Here is a 15,161-nt window from a genome sequence, read left to right on the forward strand (position 1 = left end):
GGTCTGACGGCGCATGGGGCTCGCACCCCGTGCGCCGTCGGCGTCTTCCGGATCACAACAGGCGCAGGACACACAGACACACGCGGAAACAGGCAGGGAGAATCATGGCAGGCAGCAAGCGCAGGGCGGCACGGCCCAAGGCCAGCGGCTGGGAGAAGATCTCGGCGCGTCGGCCGGAGGAGACGCTGACGAACCGGGACGTCTATGAAGACCAGCAGCTGGACCGCGGCGAGCGGCTGAGCAAGAAGTCGAACACGTCGGGCCTCGTGCTCGCCGGCGTCGCTGGCCTGCTGGTCGCGATCGTGGTGTGGGTGCTGTACTCGGTCATTGCTACGGCAGTGCTCACGCTCGGGGCGACGATGGGCGGTGGCCTGGGCGGAAACAGCAGCGGAAAGCCGGACTCGTACTACGTGGAGGACACTACGACAGGCCAGGGCGGGGCCCCGATGACGTGCTACCGCGCCGTCAACGAGAAGGGTAACCCCGAGATCGGCTCGAAGTGCTACCCGGATCTCAGGGACGTCCCGGTGCCAGCGTGGTGGCCCCACGCAGGCAGCGCCGCCCAGGACGCCCCGAAGGCTGACCAGGGGGCCACGCCCACGGCGACGAACGTCGGCGGGCAGCTGGGGTCCGTCACCGGGTTCAAGCTCTTCCTGACGCTGGGATCGGGCGCGCTGGTCATGATCGTGATCTCCACCTGGACCAGACGCCAGGTCGCCAAGCACAACGCGACGGTCGACCACACGGACATCAACGACCACCGCAACGACCAGCACATCGCGCTGCCGGAGGAGGTCCAGCAGAACTACGACTGGTTCCCGGACGCCGGTGCGCACTCGGAGGTGCAGGTCAGCTCCATGATCAGTCACATGATGCTCAGCAAGAAGGGGCTGGGCACGGTCAAGGTCTCCCGGCGCGCAGATTCCGACGTGATTGACCAGGACGGCAACATCGTCTACTACAAGGGTGAGGTCATGGACGGCGACGACGGCGAGCCGCTGGTCGAGACCCTGCCGCTGATCGACGAGGAGTTCGGCGAGGCGCTCTTTGACGCCTCGGGCCTGCCCCGGGACAAGCGGCTGCGCCGGAAGTATGACGCAACGGTCATCCCGTACAACCCGCCCACCGAGGAGAGCCAGCGCAAGGCCAAAGAGGCGAAGGACCCTGGGAAGCTCCAGGGCGCGAACCGTGACAAGCTCGGGCCCTACCGTACGGTGTCGGACCTGATCACCGATGACTGGGAGTTCCCGGCGTACGAAGTCCAGCGCCCTGCCGGTGCCTACATCGTCGACACTGCTCCCGTGAACACGATGGTGCTGGCCATCACCAGGGCGGGCAAGGGTCAGACCTACATCGAGCCGATGATCGACATGTGGTCGCGGGAGAAGAAGCCCTCGAACATGGTCATCAACGACCCCAAGGGCGAGCTGCTCGTCAAGAATTACATCCCGCTGGTCACGCGCGGCTTCGAGCCGGTGCAGTTCAACCTGATCAACGCGATGAAGACCGACATCTACAACCCGCTGGGCATGGCCGCCGACGCCGCCCGCGAGGGCGACTCGACCAAGTGCGCGCTGTACATCGAGAACATCGGCGAGGTTTTCTTCCCGCTGGACGGCGGTGAGGACCCGGTCTGGCCGAATGCGGCGAACAACGCCTTCAAACGGGCCGCCTACGGTCTCATCGACTACTACCTCGAGGAGGAGCGTGAGCTGCGCGAGTACGCAGCAGCCACCGGCATGGACCCGGGCACGCTGGAGCAGCGGCTGGACGACATGTGGGGAAAGGTCACGCTGTACAACTGCTACCAGCTCTTCGTGCAGCTGACCTCGAAGAAGTGGAAGAACCCCGCTGCCGAGCTGGAGAAGCGCATCAAGAACGGCGAGTTCGAAGAGGACGAGGACGCCCTGGCCGAGGAGCAGGCCAAGGTCGCCGAGAAGGACTTCCTATGGGAGGGCAAGGCCGAGCAGGACCTGCTCACGCTCTACTTCAACGCCACCCAGGCCCTGCCGCGCAACTCGATGCGCACGCTCGTCGGCAACGCCCACAACGCCTTGGTCGCCATGGCCGGTGCGGAGAAGATGATGTCCTCGGTCTACGGCATCGCGATCACGGGCATGAGCTTCTTCACCGACCCGACGATCTCGACCCTGACCTCGGGCAAGCCGAGCCAGAACACTGACCTGGCGGGCCTGTCCTTCCCGCGGCGGCTGGGCGTGCGGTTCTCGCCGAATTTCATGAAGCGCGACCACCTGCTCGGGCAGATGGCGAGCTGGTCGGCGTACGCGGACCCGATGTTCACCCAGAACCTTGGCAAGGACTTCGAGCACTCGGAGATCGTCGGCCGCGTGGGCTGGGCGCGCTATAACTTCAAGGGAATCTTCCCCGGCGACGAGGCCTGGCTGAAGCTGGAGCTGAAGAACCCGCAGAGCGGCATGCTCGTGCGCACTTTCTACTTCCACTTCCGCAAGAGCTACCAGCTCTCCCTCAACGGCCGGCACTTCGTGGTCGAGCCGGTCACCGGCAAGAAGATCGTGAAGAACGGCGTGCTGCGCGAGCTGCGACCAGTGCGGGAGGGTGGCACCCGCGACGGGAAGATACTCTCGTTCCAGCCCGGCGACACGACCTTTCCGAGCCGCAAGCTGGACTTCTCCGGCGGAGGGCACCCTGAGGAGGTCGAGGTCCGGGCGCGCGCGATCACGCAGACGATGGCGCGGTACTCGGAGTCGCCCAAGGCGGTCTTTCTCGTCACTCCCCCGCACCTGATGAAGTACGCCAAGCTGATCCTGATCCTGGTCAAGCAGCTGGTGGACGTCTCGTTTGACCAGTCGTACATGACCAAGTCGAACCAGAAGCCGCTCTACCGCACCCGGTTCATGCTCGACGAGCTCGGCAACCTGCAGTCCGACGGTAATGGCATCGCCGGCTTCGAGACCATGCTCTCCATCGGCCTCGGCCAGGAGCAGCAGTTCACGCTTATCCTGCAGACGCTGCAGCAGCTGCGCGACGTCTACGGCGAGTCGGTCGACAAGATTGTGCAGGGAAACACGAGCAACATCGTCTTCCTCAAGTCGACCGACGACTCGATGATTGAGACGCTGGAGAAGATGAGCGGCAAGACTCACCGTACCCACGCCAGCTCGAAGCAGATCACGCAGAACCTGGACAAGGTGGTCGGCGGGAAGACGGACGGAGCGATTTCGCGCACCTGGTCGACGGAGGAGGAGCCGCTGATCAAGTACAACGATTTTGCCTTCCTCTCGCCGCGCAACTCGATCGTGCTGCGCGCCGGCGACGCGCCGGTCTGGAACCGCAACGAGACGATCCTGCCGATGTCATTCAAGCTGCTCGGCAACACGATCACCCACCCGGGGCACGAGTACTCGCTGCAGACGATCCCCACGCTCAGCTCCGCGATGGAGTTCGACGTGCGCATGAACCAGCCGGACTTCGTCAAGATGCTCGACAAGCGCATGGCCCAGGCGGTCAGGGCGTCCGACGCCAAGACGCTCTACCAGGAGACGTACGACTACAAGGACATCGACATCGAGCGCCTCGACCCGGACGTCTACTCGGACGAGGTCATGGAGGTCATCACGCGGATGGTTTTCACCGACGAGAGTGGCGATCCCAACGCCCCGGTGGTCGTGGACCCGGACGACTACGAGGCCATGATGCTGGGCAACGACGAGGAGTTCCTGGAGGACGTGGAGGTGGCCGCGACCGTGGCTGCCCACCAGGCGACGCAGAAGGACCACAAGCGCCTGGTCTACGCCGAGGGCACGGTCAGCAAGGAGATGCTGACCAATCTCGACGGCTCGGCGAAGGTCAAGGCCCTGGACCTTGAGATTGGTGAGGCGTACAAGACCGCGCTGGTGGAGATGCAGCGGGACCGCGAGCACTTCTCAGTCGGCGGGGACGGCGAGCTGCGCAGCGCCGACGGGTCAAAGACCTACATCAGCCAGGTCCGTTCCGATGCCTACACCGACGCCGCCCGCAGGATCAACGGCCAGATCAGCGACGAGGGCTCGCGCGTGTTCGCCGAGCAGGACGTGACCGAGGAGGATCTGCGGTCGCTGGCCACGGTCAAGGTGCACGCCGCCTTTTACACGTACCTGGCCTCGCTGCCCAGCTGGGAGGTCCTGGCCGACGGGGCTTTCGACCGGGCCATGGCCGTAGAGATGAAGTCCCGGGGGTAGTGCCGGCGGGTCTATTCGCTCCGTGCCGGGACAGTCGATGCAATTCGACTGTCCCGGCATTCGTCTTTTGGCTCGTCTCCGACTCGTCTATCGCCTCCATTCGAATTATCAGGGTATGATCTATACATAGTTATGTCCCCGAGCGTCCACAGGAGGCTGAGTAGCAATGAAGAAGGCACACGGACTGAGGCGGTACTTCTACGAGTACGTCCTCTACAAGGCAGTCGAGCAGGCCCGGGAGCAGAGCGGGGAGATCATTCCGATCTCCCAGGCGAAGGCCATCCGTGCACGGGTCGACCAGATCCTCAGCCAGCGCGGAACCGCCCTGGCTGATCCCGGACTCGGCGTCACCGCGTGTCTGACTGCGATCGACACGGCCTTCTCCGAACGCGTCCCGGACTACGAGGCGCAGTTCGGCGACCACTCCCCCGCCAACGAGCGCTACCAGACGCTGCAGCGCGAGTTCACCCGTGCCACGGGCGTCGGAGCGGAGATCGACCCGCGTTCGGCGCGACTGCCGATCAGCCCTTACGACCCGGCCTGGTCCGAGCGCGCGACGGTGAAGCGCGCAGGTACCGAGCTGCTGTACATTCCCGACGAGACGATCGTGAAGAACGCCGGCGGTGAGGTGAAGTCCTTGTCTGAGCCGCGCCGCGGGAACATGACGCTCTGGCGGCTCGACGAGGACGGTAAGCCGTACGAGGCCGGCCGTGCCATGACCAACGACGACGCCGCAGGCCTCACGGCGCTCATGGACAAGATGAGCCGCCAGGAGTACGACCAGGTCCGCGAGTGGGTCATCGACGGCGGACGCGACCCGCAGACCGGCCGCGTTGACCGCAACCGTTTCATGTCCCAGCGGGCGGTGGCGCGCTCGGCGGCGCTGCTCGAGGAGCTGAAGTCCCAGGGCGTGGCCTACGAGGTCCTGCGCGACCGTGAGCCCGGGCAGATCAAGGCCCGGATCTCCGGGACCGGCATGGAGATCCGTCTCACTGACACGCGCCAGGAGGAGTACGCCGGGGCGCGCATCTACGACAACGGAACGGTGCTGCGCTACAGCACCAATCACCGGGTGCCCGGCGGCATGGCCGTGCCCGCCCCGACTTCCGAGGACGCCGTGCGGCTGTTGCGTTTTGCCCAAGGCCTGCCCATCGAACGCGAGGATCTTCCCGGCACGGTGGTCGGCGTCGTCGGCTCCAGCCACCCCGAGCATGGCCGCGGCCGCTCCCTCATCGACGTGCCGGACAGCTATCACGTCGACCGCGAGAGCATGTTCGTCGTCGCGGACTATGTCGTCCCCGGTGAGAGCGCCCCGCGCCCCGGGTCCAAGGTCATGCTGCGCCGGGATGCCAAGAACCGCTCCCTGCCGACCTTCTTCGTGGATGCAGAGCCGGCCGAGGCCTACGGTCGCGAGGCCGTGGACACCGCGCGGGAGAACCTGCGCGCCGCCCTGGGCGTCGAGGAGCTGATCCTGCGCGCGGAGTCTGAGCTGCAGCGCACCGAGGGCGCGCTCGACGAGATCGAGCCCCCGGAGTATGCCTCTGACCCCGAGGTCGCGGCGATCCAGCGCTCTTACTGGGACGTGCTCACCGGAGCGCGCAGCGAGCTGCTGCGTCCGGGCGCGACCGAGGAGATGTACCAGGAGCGCCTGGAGGAGATCGGCGAGCTGCAGGCCGGTGAGCTTCCGGACCTGGGCAACCTCGTCTATGGTGGCACGGCCGCCGACAAGGTCCGTGCGCACGCTGATGACGTTCCGTTCGAGCTGGTCGGCACCTGGGATGCCGAGCCGCACCTGATCGACGGTGAGTGGCTCGACCAGCGCTTCGACCCCGCCCGCGTCGCCAAGTACATGACCAGCCCGACCGGCCAGTGGTCTAACCTGGACAACCTTGCCTCGGCGCTGCGCCGCTGCGGGGTGCCACCCACCGAGCTCATGGGTACCAGCTTCCAGGCGACCCGCTTCAAGGACCGGATCGTCTCCTTCCATGCGGCCACCGCCGCCCCCATCGCCGAGCATCCCTCGGAGTTCATGCGCCGGATCGGTCAGACCGTCAGGGAGAGCATCGAGCGCAACGCCGCGACGCCGGGTGAGATCCTGGTCGACGCGCAGGGCGTCATCAGCTGGACCGCCGAAAAGCTGCGTCGTGACGGCAAGGCCACGCCGGTCTCCGGTGAGATCGGCCAGGTCTTCGATGTCGGCAGCCATGGGGAGATTGTCACGCGCTTCGCCAGTGGCGAGAACGCGCTGATCGTCCCCGGCTACGAGGCGCGGATCAAGGCCCAGACCCCGGGCGAGGCCCCCAAGTCGGTCGAGGAGCGCACGGTGCTGCGCGGCTACGAACAGCTGATGCACGAGCGCATCCAGTACCAGCTTGCCGGTGACCTCGTCTCCGGCCGCAGCCGGACCGGCGAGCCGGCCTCGCTGAACGCGGTGTACTCGCAGCTCTACGGCACCAAGCACCCGGTTGACTTCCTCGAACGGGCCACGACGTATGAGGTCGACCCTGCCACCGGCAAGGCCACCGCACGGCTGGACGAGTGGACGGCCTCGATCCTCGAGACCGAGGCCAAGCGCGTGCGCTACTCCAACGAGATCAAGCAGGGCTCGACGATCTACGCTGAGTACCGCGCCGAACGCGATCGCACCGACCCGGCCGACGACAACGTCTTCGACGCCTGGCGGCTCACCGGTGGACGGAACATGACGGTGCTCACGGGAACCGACCGTAACCATGTGACGGCTCCCGGCGGCTTCTTCGATCCGGTGATGACCGGCGGCGCGACCAACCAGGGCATCGTGCGCTACCTCACCGAGGACGCCGCCGTGCGCCCCGACGGCACGATTGAGCCGGGTGACCCGGAGACCGTGACCGGCTCCCGCGCCCCGCTGATGAGCCGGCCGGAGCTGGAGACGCTGCGCTATGACCCGTTCGACCGCCAGCAGATGACGGCCTCGACGATCATGCAGTCTTCCGAGGTGACGAAGCCGACCGGCACCGCTCTGATGACCTTCGGCGGCTGGACGGCCGACGACCCGATCGTGGTGTCGACGGAGTTCTCCGAGCGGCATCGCATCCGCGGGGCCGGTGGCCAGCTGCGCGACCTCGTCGTGGGCGACAAGATCAGCGATCTGCACGGCAACAAGGGTGTCGTCTCTCTGGTGGTCGACCGCCACATGGACCCGGACGAGGCGCGTGTCCAGGGCCTGGAGCAGGAGGTGGCCTGGTTCAGGGAGAACCCGGGCATCGACGTGGTGATGAGCCCGTTCTCGCTGATCTCCCGCCGCAACGCCGGATCGGCGCGCGAGCTGATGGGTGGTGCCGTGGGCGACATCCGCCGCCCGGCCGTCCAGGGCCCCGATGCCGGGCCGGTCGACGGAGGGTTGGGCGAGATGCGGTTCGTGGTCACCCACATGGCTGTCGACGAGAAGACCAAGATCTACGACGACGAACAGGTGCGCGCCGGCAAGGGGCGCAAGGCCTCCTCGCAGCTGGCCTGGGCGCTGCAGTCCCAGGACTGCCCGGCGATCATGCGCGAGTTCTACGGCCACAACTCCGGTGCCGAGTCGAACCTGCGCGAGTATCTGCTGGTGGCGGGACTGGACATGGAGGCCGACGGCACCCTGCGTGTCGTGGGCCAGGCCGAGAGTGTCGACGAGCGGCCCGAGCGCCGTCTGATCCCGATGCCGGAGCTGATGCGCACGCAGCCGCGCAGCGAAGGCGCGACGCCGGGGCTGAACACCACGGCCATGCGCAAGTCCTTCGGCGACCTGATCGGCGATCGTGGCGGCGACATGGAAATCCCCTTTCCGCTGACCTACCCGACGAGTCAGCTGACCGAGACGGTCAGCGCGACTTCGTGGAAGCTGCCGGTGCTCTCTTCGCACCTGCGCAGCGGCCAGGAGTTCGACGACGGCACGTCCGTCACGCACGACTACACGCGCAGCTACCAGGACGTCTTCGTCGAAGCCTGCCGCTACCGGTACATGGCCGAGCAGCTGGACGACCACGGCCTGTCGCCGGACAAGCGCGCCGAGGTGCGCCGGGGCATGAGCGAGTCTGTCTCGCGGGCACAGCGTGCCTTCGAGGCGATCACCACGGACGTGCAGAACCGCGTGCTGACCGGCAAGAACAACATCTTCAAGACCGGGCTGATGAGCTCGCGCCTGTCGGACTCGGCCACGATGGTCTGGACCGCCGACCCTCGGCTGGACATCGATCAGATCGCTCTGAGTTCGGTCAAGGCCGAGCAGCTGGGCCTGGCCGAAGGCGATCACGCGCTGGTCTGGCGCGACCCGGTCCTGCGCGACGCCGGCGTGCGCTACATGCGCGTGGCGATCGACGACCGGCTCACCGGCGCGGCGATCAACCCGGTGATGGACCAGTGCTTCGACGGCGACTTCGACGGTGATGCGGTCGCCGTGGTGAGGCTGCACAGCGAGGCCGCCAAGGCCGAGGCGATGGCCAGGCTCTCGGTCGGAGCGAACCTCCTGGACACCGGCGTGGTGAAGGCCGACGGCTCGCACCCGCTGGCCATGCAGGTCTCGCTGGACACCCAGGTGGCGCTGTCCAAGAACCCGGAGCTGGCGGAGAGTCTTGAGAGTGCCGTCAAGGAGGCGAACCGCCTGCGGTTCGTCAGCGATCCGCACGAGGTTGCCGCCGGCCACGAGGTCCTCGTCGAGGAGCTCAGCGATCTCTATCGCTCGGCACAGCGCGGCGAGTTCGGCTCGGCGCTGACCTTCAGCAGCCGCGAGGCGCACTTGCAGAGCGTGCGCGAAGTCTGCGTCGAGACCGGAGCCAAGGGCAGCGAGAAGAAGCTCGGGGACTACGCCCGCAACCTCGGCGACGAGCAGGGTACGCCGGGCATCACGCAGGAGGACCAGGAGGCCTCGATGTTCGCCACGGCGATCAAGGCCCACGGCACGGGACTGGGTGGCTCGTTCTCCCAGCGTGCGGTGCGCGCCCTGCGCGGCGCTGACCTGAAGGCGGTGCTTGAGGTGACCTATCCGGTGACCCAGTCGATCCTGCAGGCCAAGCACGACGCTGCGGAGGCCCGGCACAAGTACGAGATGTTGCAGGGTCCCGGGCGCGATCTGTGGCGCGGCCGCAAGCTTGAGCACACCGGCCCCGGCCAGTGGCGTCCCGAGTTCGCCGACGGCGAGGCTGTCCAGGCCACGGCCGAGGAGTGGGAGGCCCAGTTCGTTGAGTTCTACGAGGCCAAGGACGGGTTCAACGTTTCGGTCAACCCGGACTGCGTCGCCCGTGTCGCCCGCGCGCTGGAGGACCCGAAGTCGGGCCTGGTGCGCAACCTCGAGGAGGACCCGTCCCTGGCGGGCACGGTGATGGACCGTATGGCCTACGGCGGCGACTTCGAGGCGCTGGTGCAGGCTGCGAAGAATCGCGAGAGCGTCTTCGACGGCGAGAAGAACGAGCAGTTCGCCTCAGCGGGCACCCGCCGTGCCCGGGCCGCGGCGGCGCGCGAGCTCGACGCGTTCGCGGCGCACGGCCTCGACGGGCTGGACGGCCTGGACTCCGCGGAGGCCGCGGTGGATGCCTCGGTCCTCAAGCGTGACGTGCTCGCGCAGACCGGGGACGGGGCCGCCAGGGCGCGCGGTGCCAGCCGGCGCTCGGCACACGCCGTCGGCGTGGGCGGCCGTCGCCCGGCCTGGACGCCGAGCTACGAGACCGGGCAGCAGCAGAGTGACGACGACTATGGACTGGGAGGCTGACATGACACAGGACACGGAGCAGGAAATGGGTCCGGGCGGCAGGGGTCGGGGGCGCAAGGCACTGCCTGTCGACCCGTTGGGCGACGTCCATGCCGTGTACGGGATGGACGGCGGGGAGGAGGACATCATCGACGCGGAGATTGTCGACGAGCCGGAGACGCAGGCCGGACACGACACCTCACGCGGGCAGCGCGAGCGGCTGCGCGACCGTGCCCGCGGCTTCTTCGGGGCCACGACGCGGGAGTGGACCGAGGAGCGGGAGCGCCAGCGTGCACGCGACCAGGAGCGCGCTGCGGCCGACGATGACGGCCTCGACGACCGGGAGCGGCTGCTGAAGCTCCGGGCGGAGACGCGGCTGGCGGGCGAGGCGTACATGCAGACGCTGCGCGATTCGAAGCTGCTCGTGCCCGGCTTCAACGACGGGGAGCGCACGAAGGAGTTCGACGCGATGCACGCGGTCTACATGCAGATGATGATGCAGGGCTGCCTGCGTCCGCTCACCCGCGGCGTGAACCCGAACTCGGTCATCCAGGCCGCCGGCATGATGATGGCAATGCGGATGCTCGCTCCTGACTTCAGGAAGGAGATGGACTCCTACCTGCAGCCGTTTAAGGACAAGGTCCAGGACCGGATCGACGCGAAGACCCGGCACATCGGCGAGAGGGCCGAGCGCCAGGCGGCACTGGTCGGAGATCTGTTCGGGGGCGCGCCGGAGGCGCAGGAGGCCGCCGGCGACGACGGCGGGAAGCAGTCCGGGAAGTCGGGCGGGCGGTGGGGCACCAGCAGGGACGACTTCCTTTCCCGGCGCTGGCGTACCCGCCTGGAGGACCTGGAGCGCCGCGAGCGGGGCAACCGTGAGTTGTTTACTCCCGAGTCGGCGGCCATGACCGAGGTCGCACTCATGGAGAACGCCTTCTGGAAGATGCGTGACCCCGAGCAGGACGCGAAGCAGATCAACGCCAGCTACAAGGCCCTGCGCAAGCGCCTGCGCCAGCAGATGGGGGACGACGGGCTCGACCGTGCCGAGGTGGTCAAGCGCGCCCGGACGATCATCGGCGAGCGGATGGAGTCCGAGCCGGAGCTGCGCCTGATGTTCAACGGCGTCGCGCACGGCCGCATCGTCAAGGCCCCGCCGCACGAGGCCCGCCTCGCGGGCACCGACAGGGTACGCGAGGTCTGGACCGGGGAGTTCGACGACCACCTGGGCCGGCGGATCCCCGACGAGGGCATGTTCACGCTGCGCCTGCCGATGGAGCCGGACGAGCACCAGGTGCAGCTGGCGGAAACCATGAAGGCGGCGATGCTGGACGGCGTCCAGCGTGGCGACGGACAGGCCCTCGGCGGCAGTGTCATGGGCTACATGATCGGTTTCGCGGCCAAGAAGCAGGGCCTGGACACCCGCGGGCTGCCCGAGGACCTCCAGCAGCGCCTCGACCAGTCCGAGAGCATGCTCGCAAGCATGGAGATCGATGGTCTCTCGGACGAGGAGCAGCAGCGTGTCTACTCGAACGCCTACGTGGACGCCATCGAGGAGCTGAACAAGCAGGACCCGGATTTTGAGCACGAGCTCAAGCTGGCCCTCGGCGAGGACTGGCAGGACACGATGCGGGCCGCGGTCGACGATCCCGCTACTTTCCTGGCGGCGCAGCGCACGCGGCCCCAGCCCTTCCGACAGGGGCCCGGCCCCTCGGCCCGGCCGGGGCCGGAGGGCCAGTGGAGCCGCGACCGCGGAGCCGAGGACTACCAGCCGGCATAGTCCGGAAACGAACGAGAAGGAGACAGGACTATGAGCGACGACCAGCAGGTAGAGCAGCAGGAGCGGTACGGTTCCCGGCTCGCCCAGATGTTCGGGTACGTCACGCCCGAGGACCGCGGTCGCTGGGAGCAGCAGCGTGCGCAGAACAAGAAGAACGTCAACGCAACCAAGCAGGGTGCGAAGTCCTCCGTGAGCTCGATGATGGAGTTCGGCGACAAGAACATCAACGCCAAGCTCAACGCGGCCCACCGGATCGCCGACCAGCAGCGGTTCGACGAGTCCCACGACAAGATCGTCAGCACACGGCGCGATCCGAAGACTCGGTCGATTATTGAGTCAGTTGACTACGAGTACAAGGACGACCGCCAGTCCATTGATCCGGATTTCGAGCTTTAGTTGAATGAATACCGACAGGTCTGTGGATCGCTTTTCGACAGGCCTGTCGGATAAACTGGTTTTCAAGCAGGAAGCGGACGACGAGGGATGATAGGACAAAGGTGTGGGCATGAAGACGACGGTTCATCCGCGGATCTGCAAGCGTGGATTCATCTCGAAGGTGGCCGGCCGCAGCGGACAGCCGATCAGGGTGGTGAGTGAGGTGTATGAGTCGCTCATCGCGGAGCTCACCGACGCCGTGCGCCGTGGAGACACCGTCGTGCTCACTGGCTTTGGCCGCTTCGCCCGGCAGACGCACAAAGGCCACAAGGTCCGGTTCGGCAAGAAGGACGTGGATGACTACTCGGTGCTGAAGTTCTCCGCGTCACGCAGCATCAATCGACGGCTCGATCCGGACGCTGACCTTGGTAATCCGGAGGCGTTGCGATTGATTGACGAGTTTGACGAGGCTGAGGAGGGCTTGGTCCGGGCGGCGGGATAGACGAGGAAAAGTTGCTCACGGAAAAATAAGAACCCCGGCGATGCGGAAGCATCACCGGGGTTCTTATTTGTGCACGGGGCTGCAGGTGCTTTTGTTGCTTGGCAGCTTTGTGATCGGGCTGGGGCCGATTCTTTGGTATGTCGGTTGGTTCTGGCAAAGAATCGGCACTGACAAAGCACGAGCTACGTTTAAGGAGTCCCCGGCAGCTGCGCCCCGGTAAATACCGGCAGGTCACAGGACCTTGATGGCGGCCTTTTGCCGTCGTTTGGCACTTGCGGTCCGGGCCGCTTCGGCAATGCTCCAGGCAGCCGATTCAGCAGTTCCGTTGGCCGGATGCACGAGGACACCGCGTGCGCCAGTAATGCTGTCACCTGTACGGGTGCTGGCATGAACGCAGTACCTGCGCTGGTTGTGCACGGTGTAGGTGACTTCCAGCTCGAGCTTGACGTCCCAGATGTGTTGCTGGTCCCGCAGAGCTTTCTTTGTCGCTTCCAGGAACATCAGGGCTGCGGCATCTTCAATCTGCTGTGAGGTGGGTTCCTTGTAGCGCCGGCCACCGGCAGTCCCGGCAGACCCAGCGGGGTTTGTAACAGCTTCAGTGGACATGACGACTCCTGTTTCGAATGTGGTTGGTTTCCCTGATCGAAGAAGGACCCGGTCACAGCTTTGCTGTGACGCTTCCCGGTGCTTGGTGCTGTATCCAGCCGGGAGGAAGCCTTGTTTCCACCCCTGCTTCGCTGGGCTTACGCTGTGCCCACGATGTTCGAAGGTTTGCCGGCCGCCCTGCATCCTCCTGTTGCCCTTGCTTTGGCCAAGGCCGTGGAGTCGATACCACGCGGTGACGCACTGTCCGGCGGCTCAGTCTTTGAGATGAAGTTCGACGGTTTCCGGGCAGTGTGCCTGGTCGGTTCGGATGGGGCGTGGCTCTACAGCAGACAGGGCAAGGATCTGAGCAGGTACTTTCCGGACGTGTTGGCTTCCGTGCGTGAGCAGATCCCTCGGGGCTGTGTTGTCGATGGCGAAGTTGTGGTGTGGTCCGAAGGGCGGCTGGATTTCGATGCGCTGCAGATGCGCCTGGTGAGCTCAAAGGCGGCTCTTGCGGAGCTCGTGATGAAAAGCCCTGCCTCGCTGATAGCCTTCGACGTCCTGGCAGTGGCCGGGCAGGATACCCGCGGGCTTCAATTCCGGGATCGCCGGGCTCTGCTCGAGGAACTGGCGCGCGGGTGGATTCCGCCACTGCATCTGTCACCGGTGACCAGCGACCGGGCCCTGGCGGCCACATGGTTCAGTGACATGACCGCCACGGGCGTGGAAGGAATTGTGATCAAGGGTGAAGGGCAGACGTACGAGCCCCGGCGAATTTGGCTGAAGGTCAAGAGCAGAAGCGCCCTTGATGTGGTTCTTGCGGCGGTCATAGGTCCCATGGCGCACCCGCGGGCAGCGGTGGTGGGTTTGCCGGTACACGGACGGCTGCGGATTGTCGGCCGGTCCACGTCCTTGACGGCTCGTGCGGGAAGGGATCTGGCCACATATCTTCGTCCTCCCCGGGGAAGGCATCCATGGCCGGAGGAAATCAGCGAACGGGTGCTGGACCGCTTCACCAAGGAGGGCGGCACCACTCGCTTGACTTTGGTGGAGCCGTTGGTGGTTGAAGTCTCGGCCGACATAGCCTGGTCGGGTCAGGCATTCCGGCATTCAGTCCGCCTCATGCGGGTCAGGCCTGAGTTGTCGCCGACGGAAGTATCCCTCCCGGAAGGCTTCCAGCGTGCCTGGCGATAAAGAATGTAGCCATGTGAAGAATGGAGTCATGCGACGAGAAGATGAACCTGAAGAGTTCGAGATTGCCGACTCGTATTTTCAGGAGCTGAGGACCTGGCTGGGCTTCCGGGATTCCCACGAGGCGTGGATCCCGGAAGCCGGAAGCCGTCTGGCGCAGGACGATGGGCTCATCAAACCCCACCAGGCGTCGCACAACATCGCCAATGCGGTAGTCAGCGCGATCGATCATTTGCACGCGCTGGACAGCATCATGCTTGGTGCCGGAGCATCACATACTCTTGCCCCGTTCTCGCTGGTCAGGGCAGCCATTGAGTGCGCCGCACAGGCCGCCTGGATTTCAGCGCCAGAAGAACAGGCGACCAGGATAGTTCGTTCGCTGTCTCTGTCGCTGAAGGTAGCCAAAGACCGCGAGACTGCGTACAGCGAACTGGCACGTCGCCATCCGAATCTTCAGGGAACGCTTCCGGACTTCGACAGCGACAAGGCGCAACTGCAGGCTATTCTCGATGCCTCCGGGGCCGCTGGAAAGTTGATTCTCCCCAGCAGCACGCACATACTCACGCAGGTCCGCGACCTGGTGCCCAGGACGTCCGCCTTGTCCGTATGGCAGCTGTGCTCGGGTTTTGCCCACGGCAGGCGCTGGGCCGCGGATGCCGTGCTGAAGCCGGCGCAGTCAACTTCTCTGCCGGATGATGTCATCGCCAAGGAAAACCGGCCGACCATGAGGCTGCTTGTCTGGGCCCTTACCCCGGCTATGGATTTGATCCGGTACAGCCTCGAGCGGCATTCCGAGCTGTCGCGGGCCTAAGCAGCCAATTTGTA

8 protein-coding genes are annotated in these 15,161 nt (G+C 65.9%); 7 read left to right on the forward strand and 1 reads right to left on the reverse strand.

Annotated features, from left to right (window positions below):
• Positions 1 to 104: 104 nt before the first annotated feature.
• From ACIQF4_RS11230 to ACIQF4_RS11250, 5 genes are all read left to right on the forward strand, one after another.
• A complete protein-coding gene (locus tag ACIQF4_RS11230) occupies positions 105 to 4,199 on the forward strand; it encodes a type IV secretory system conjugative DNA transfer family protein (RefSeq protein WP_400514672.1) in 4,095 nt (1,364 codons plus the stop codon).
• 166 nt (positions 4,200 to 4,365) lie between these two features.
• Positions 4,366 to 9,927: a hypothetical protein gene (locus ACIQF4_RS11235; protein WP_400514674.1), complete on the forward strand. Its 5,562-nt coding sequence runs from the start codon at positions 4,366 to 4,368 to the stop codon at positions 9,925 to 9,927.
• Positions 9,899 to 11,683 carry a hypothetical protein gene (locus ACIQF4_RS11240; RefSeq protein WP_400514676.1) on the forward strand — a complete coding sequence of 595 codons (1,785 nt, stop codon included), beginning with the start codon at positions 9,899 to 9,901 and terminating at the stop codon, positions 11,681 to 11,683. The genes ACIQF4_RS11235 and ACIQF4_RS11240 overlap by 29 nt, the downstream gene beginning before the upstream one ends.
• Positions 11,684 to 11,713: 30 nt before the next feature.
• Complete coding sequence (locus ACIQF4_RS11245; protein WP_166185560.1) at positions 11,714 to 12,079, forward strand: hypothetical protein; 366 nt, start codon at positions 11,714 to 11,716, stop codon at positions 12,077 to 12,079.
• Positions 12,080 to 12,188: 109 nt separating this feature from the next.
• Entirely contained in the window at positions 12,189 to 12,560 is a 372-nt protein-coding gene (locus ACIQF4_RS11250) for an HU family DNA-binding protein (protein ID WP_400514679.1), read from the forward strand.
• A gap of 231 nt (positions 12,561 to 12,791) precedes the next feature.
• On the opposite strand, the gene ACIQF4_RS11255 is transcribed toward ACIQF4_RS11250, so the two are convergent.
• Positions 12,792 to 13,166, reverse strand: a complete 375-nt coding sequence (locus ACIQF4_RS11255; protein ID WP_256248819.1) for a hypothetical protein — start codon at positions 13,164 to 13,166, stop codon at positions 12,792 to 12,794.
• A gap of 153 nt (positions 13,167 to 13,319) precedes the next feature.
• Between ACIQF4_RS11255 and ACIQF4_RS11260 the strand changes: the two genes are divergently transcribed.
• Positions 13,320 to 14,339, forward strand: coding sequence for an ATP-dependent DNA ligase (locus tag ACIQF4_RS11260; protein ID WP_400579974.1), 1,020 nt, complete (start codon positions 13,320 to 13,322; stop codon positions 14,337 to 14,339).
• A gap of 28 nt (positions 14,340 to 14,367) precedes the next feature.
• Positions 14,368 to 15,147 (forward strand): hypothetical protein, encoded by a 780-nt coding sequence (locus ACIQF4_RS11265; RefSeq protein ID WP_056387420.1) that lies wholly within the window; start codon positions 14,368 to 14,370, stop codon positions 15,145 to 15,147.
• Positions 15,148 to 15,161: the final 14 nt, after the last annotated feature.

It is taken from the genome of Pseudarthrobacter sp. NPDC092202, from assembly GCF_044755505.1.
In the GTDB taxonomy this organism is placed as follows: Bacteria; Actinomycetota; Actinomycetes; order Actinomycetales; family Micrococcaceae; genus Arthrobacter.

Excerpts from the sequence above, each read along its gene's own strand:
- ACIQF4_RS11260 (WP_400579974.1), top strand. The coding sequence starts at position 13,320 with ATGTTCGAAGGTTTGCCGGCCGCCCTGCATCCTCCTGTTGCCCTTGCT.
- ACIQF4_RS11230 (WP_400514672.1), top strand. The coding sequence starts at position 105 with ATGGCAGGCAGCAAGCGCAGGGCGGCACGGCCCAAGGCCAGCGGCTGG.
- ACIQF4_RS11245 (WP_166185560.1), top strand. The coding sequence starts at position 11,714 with ATGAGCGACGACCAGCAGGTAGAGCAGCAGGAGCGGTACGGTTCCCGG.
- ACIQF4_RS11265 (WP_056387420.1), top strand. The coding sequence starts at position 14,368 with ATGCGACGAGAAGATGAACCTGAAGAGTTCGAGATTGCCGACTCGTAT.
- ACIQF4_RS11235 (WP_400514674.1), top strand. The coding sequence starts at position 4,366 with ATGAAGAAGGCACACGGACTGAGGCGGTACTTCTACGAGTACGTCCTC.
- ACIQF4_RS11250 (WP_400514679.1), top strand. The coding sequence starts at position 12,189 with ATGAAGACGACGGTTCATCCGCGGATCTGCAAGCGTGGATTCATCTCG.
- ACIQF4_RS11255 (WP_256248819.1), bottom strand. The coding sequence starts at position 13,166 with ATGTCCACTGAAGCTGTTACAAACCCCGCTGGGTCTGCCGGGACTGCC.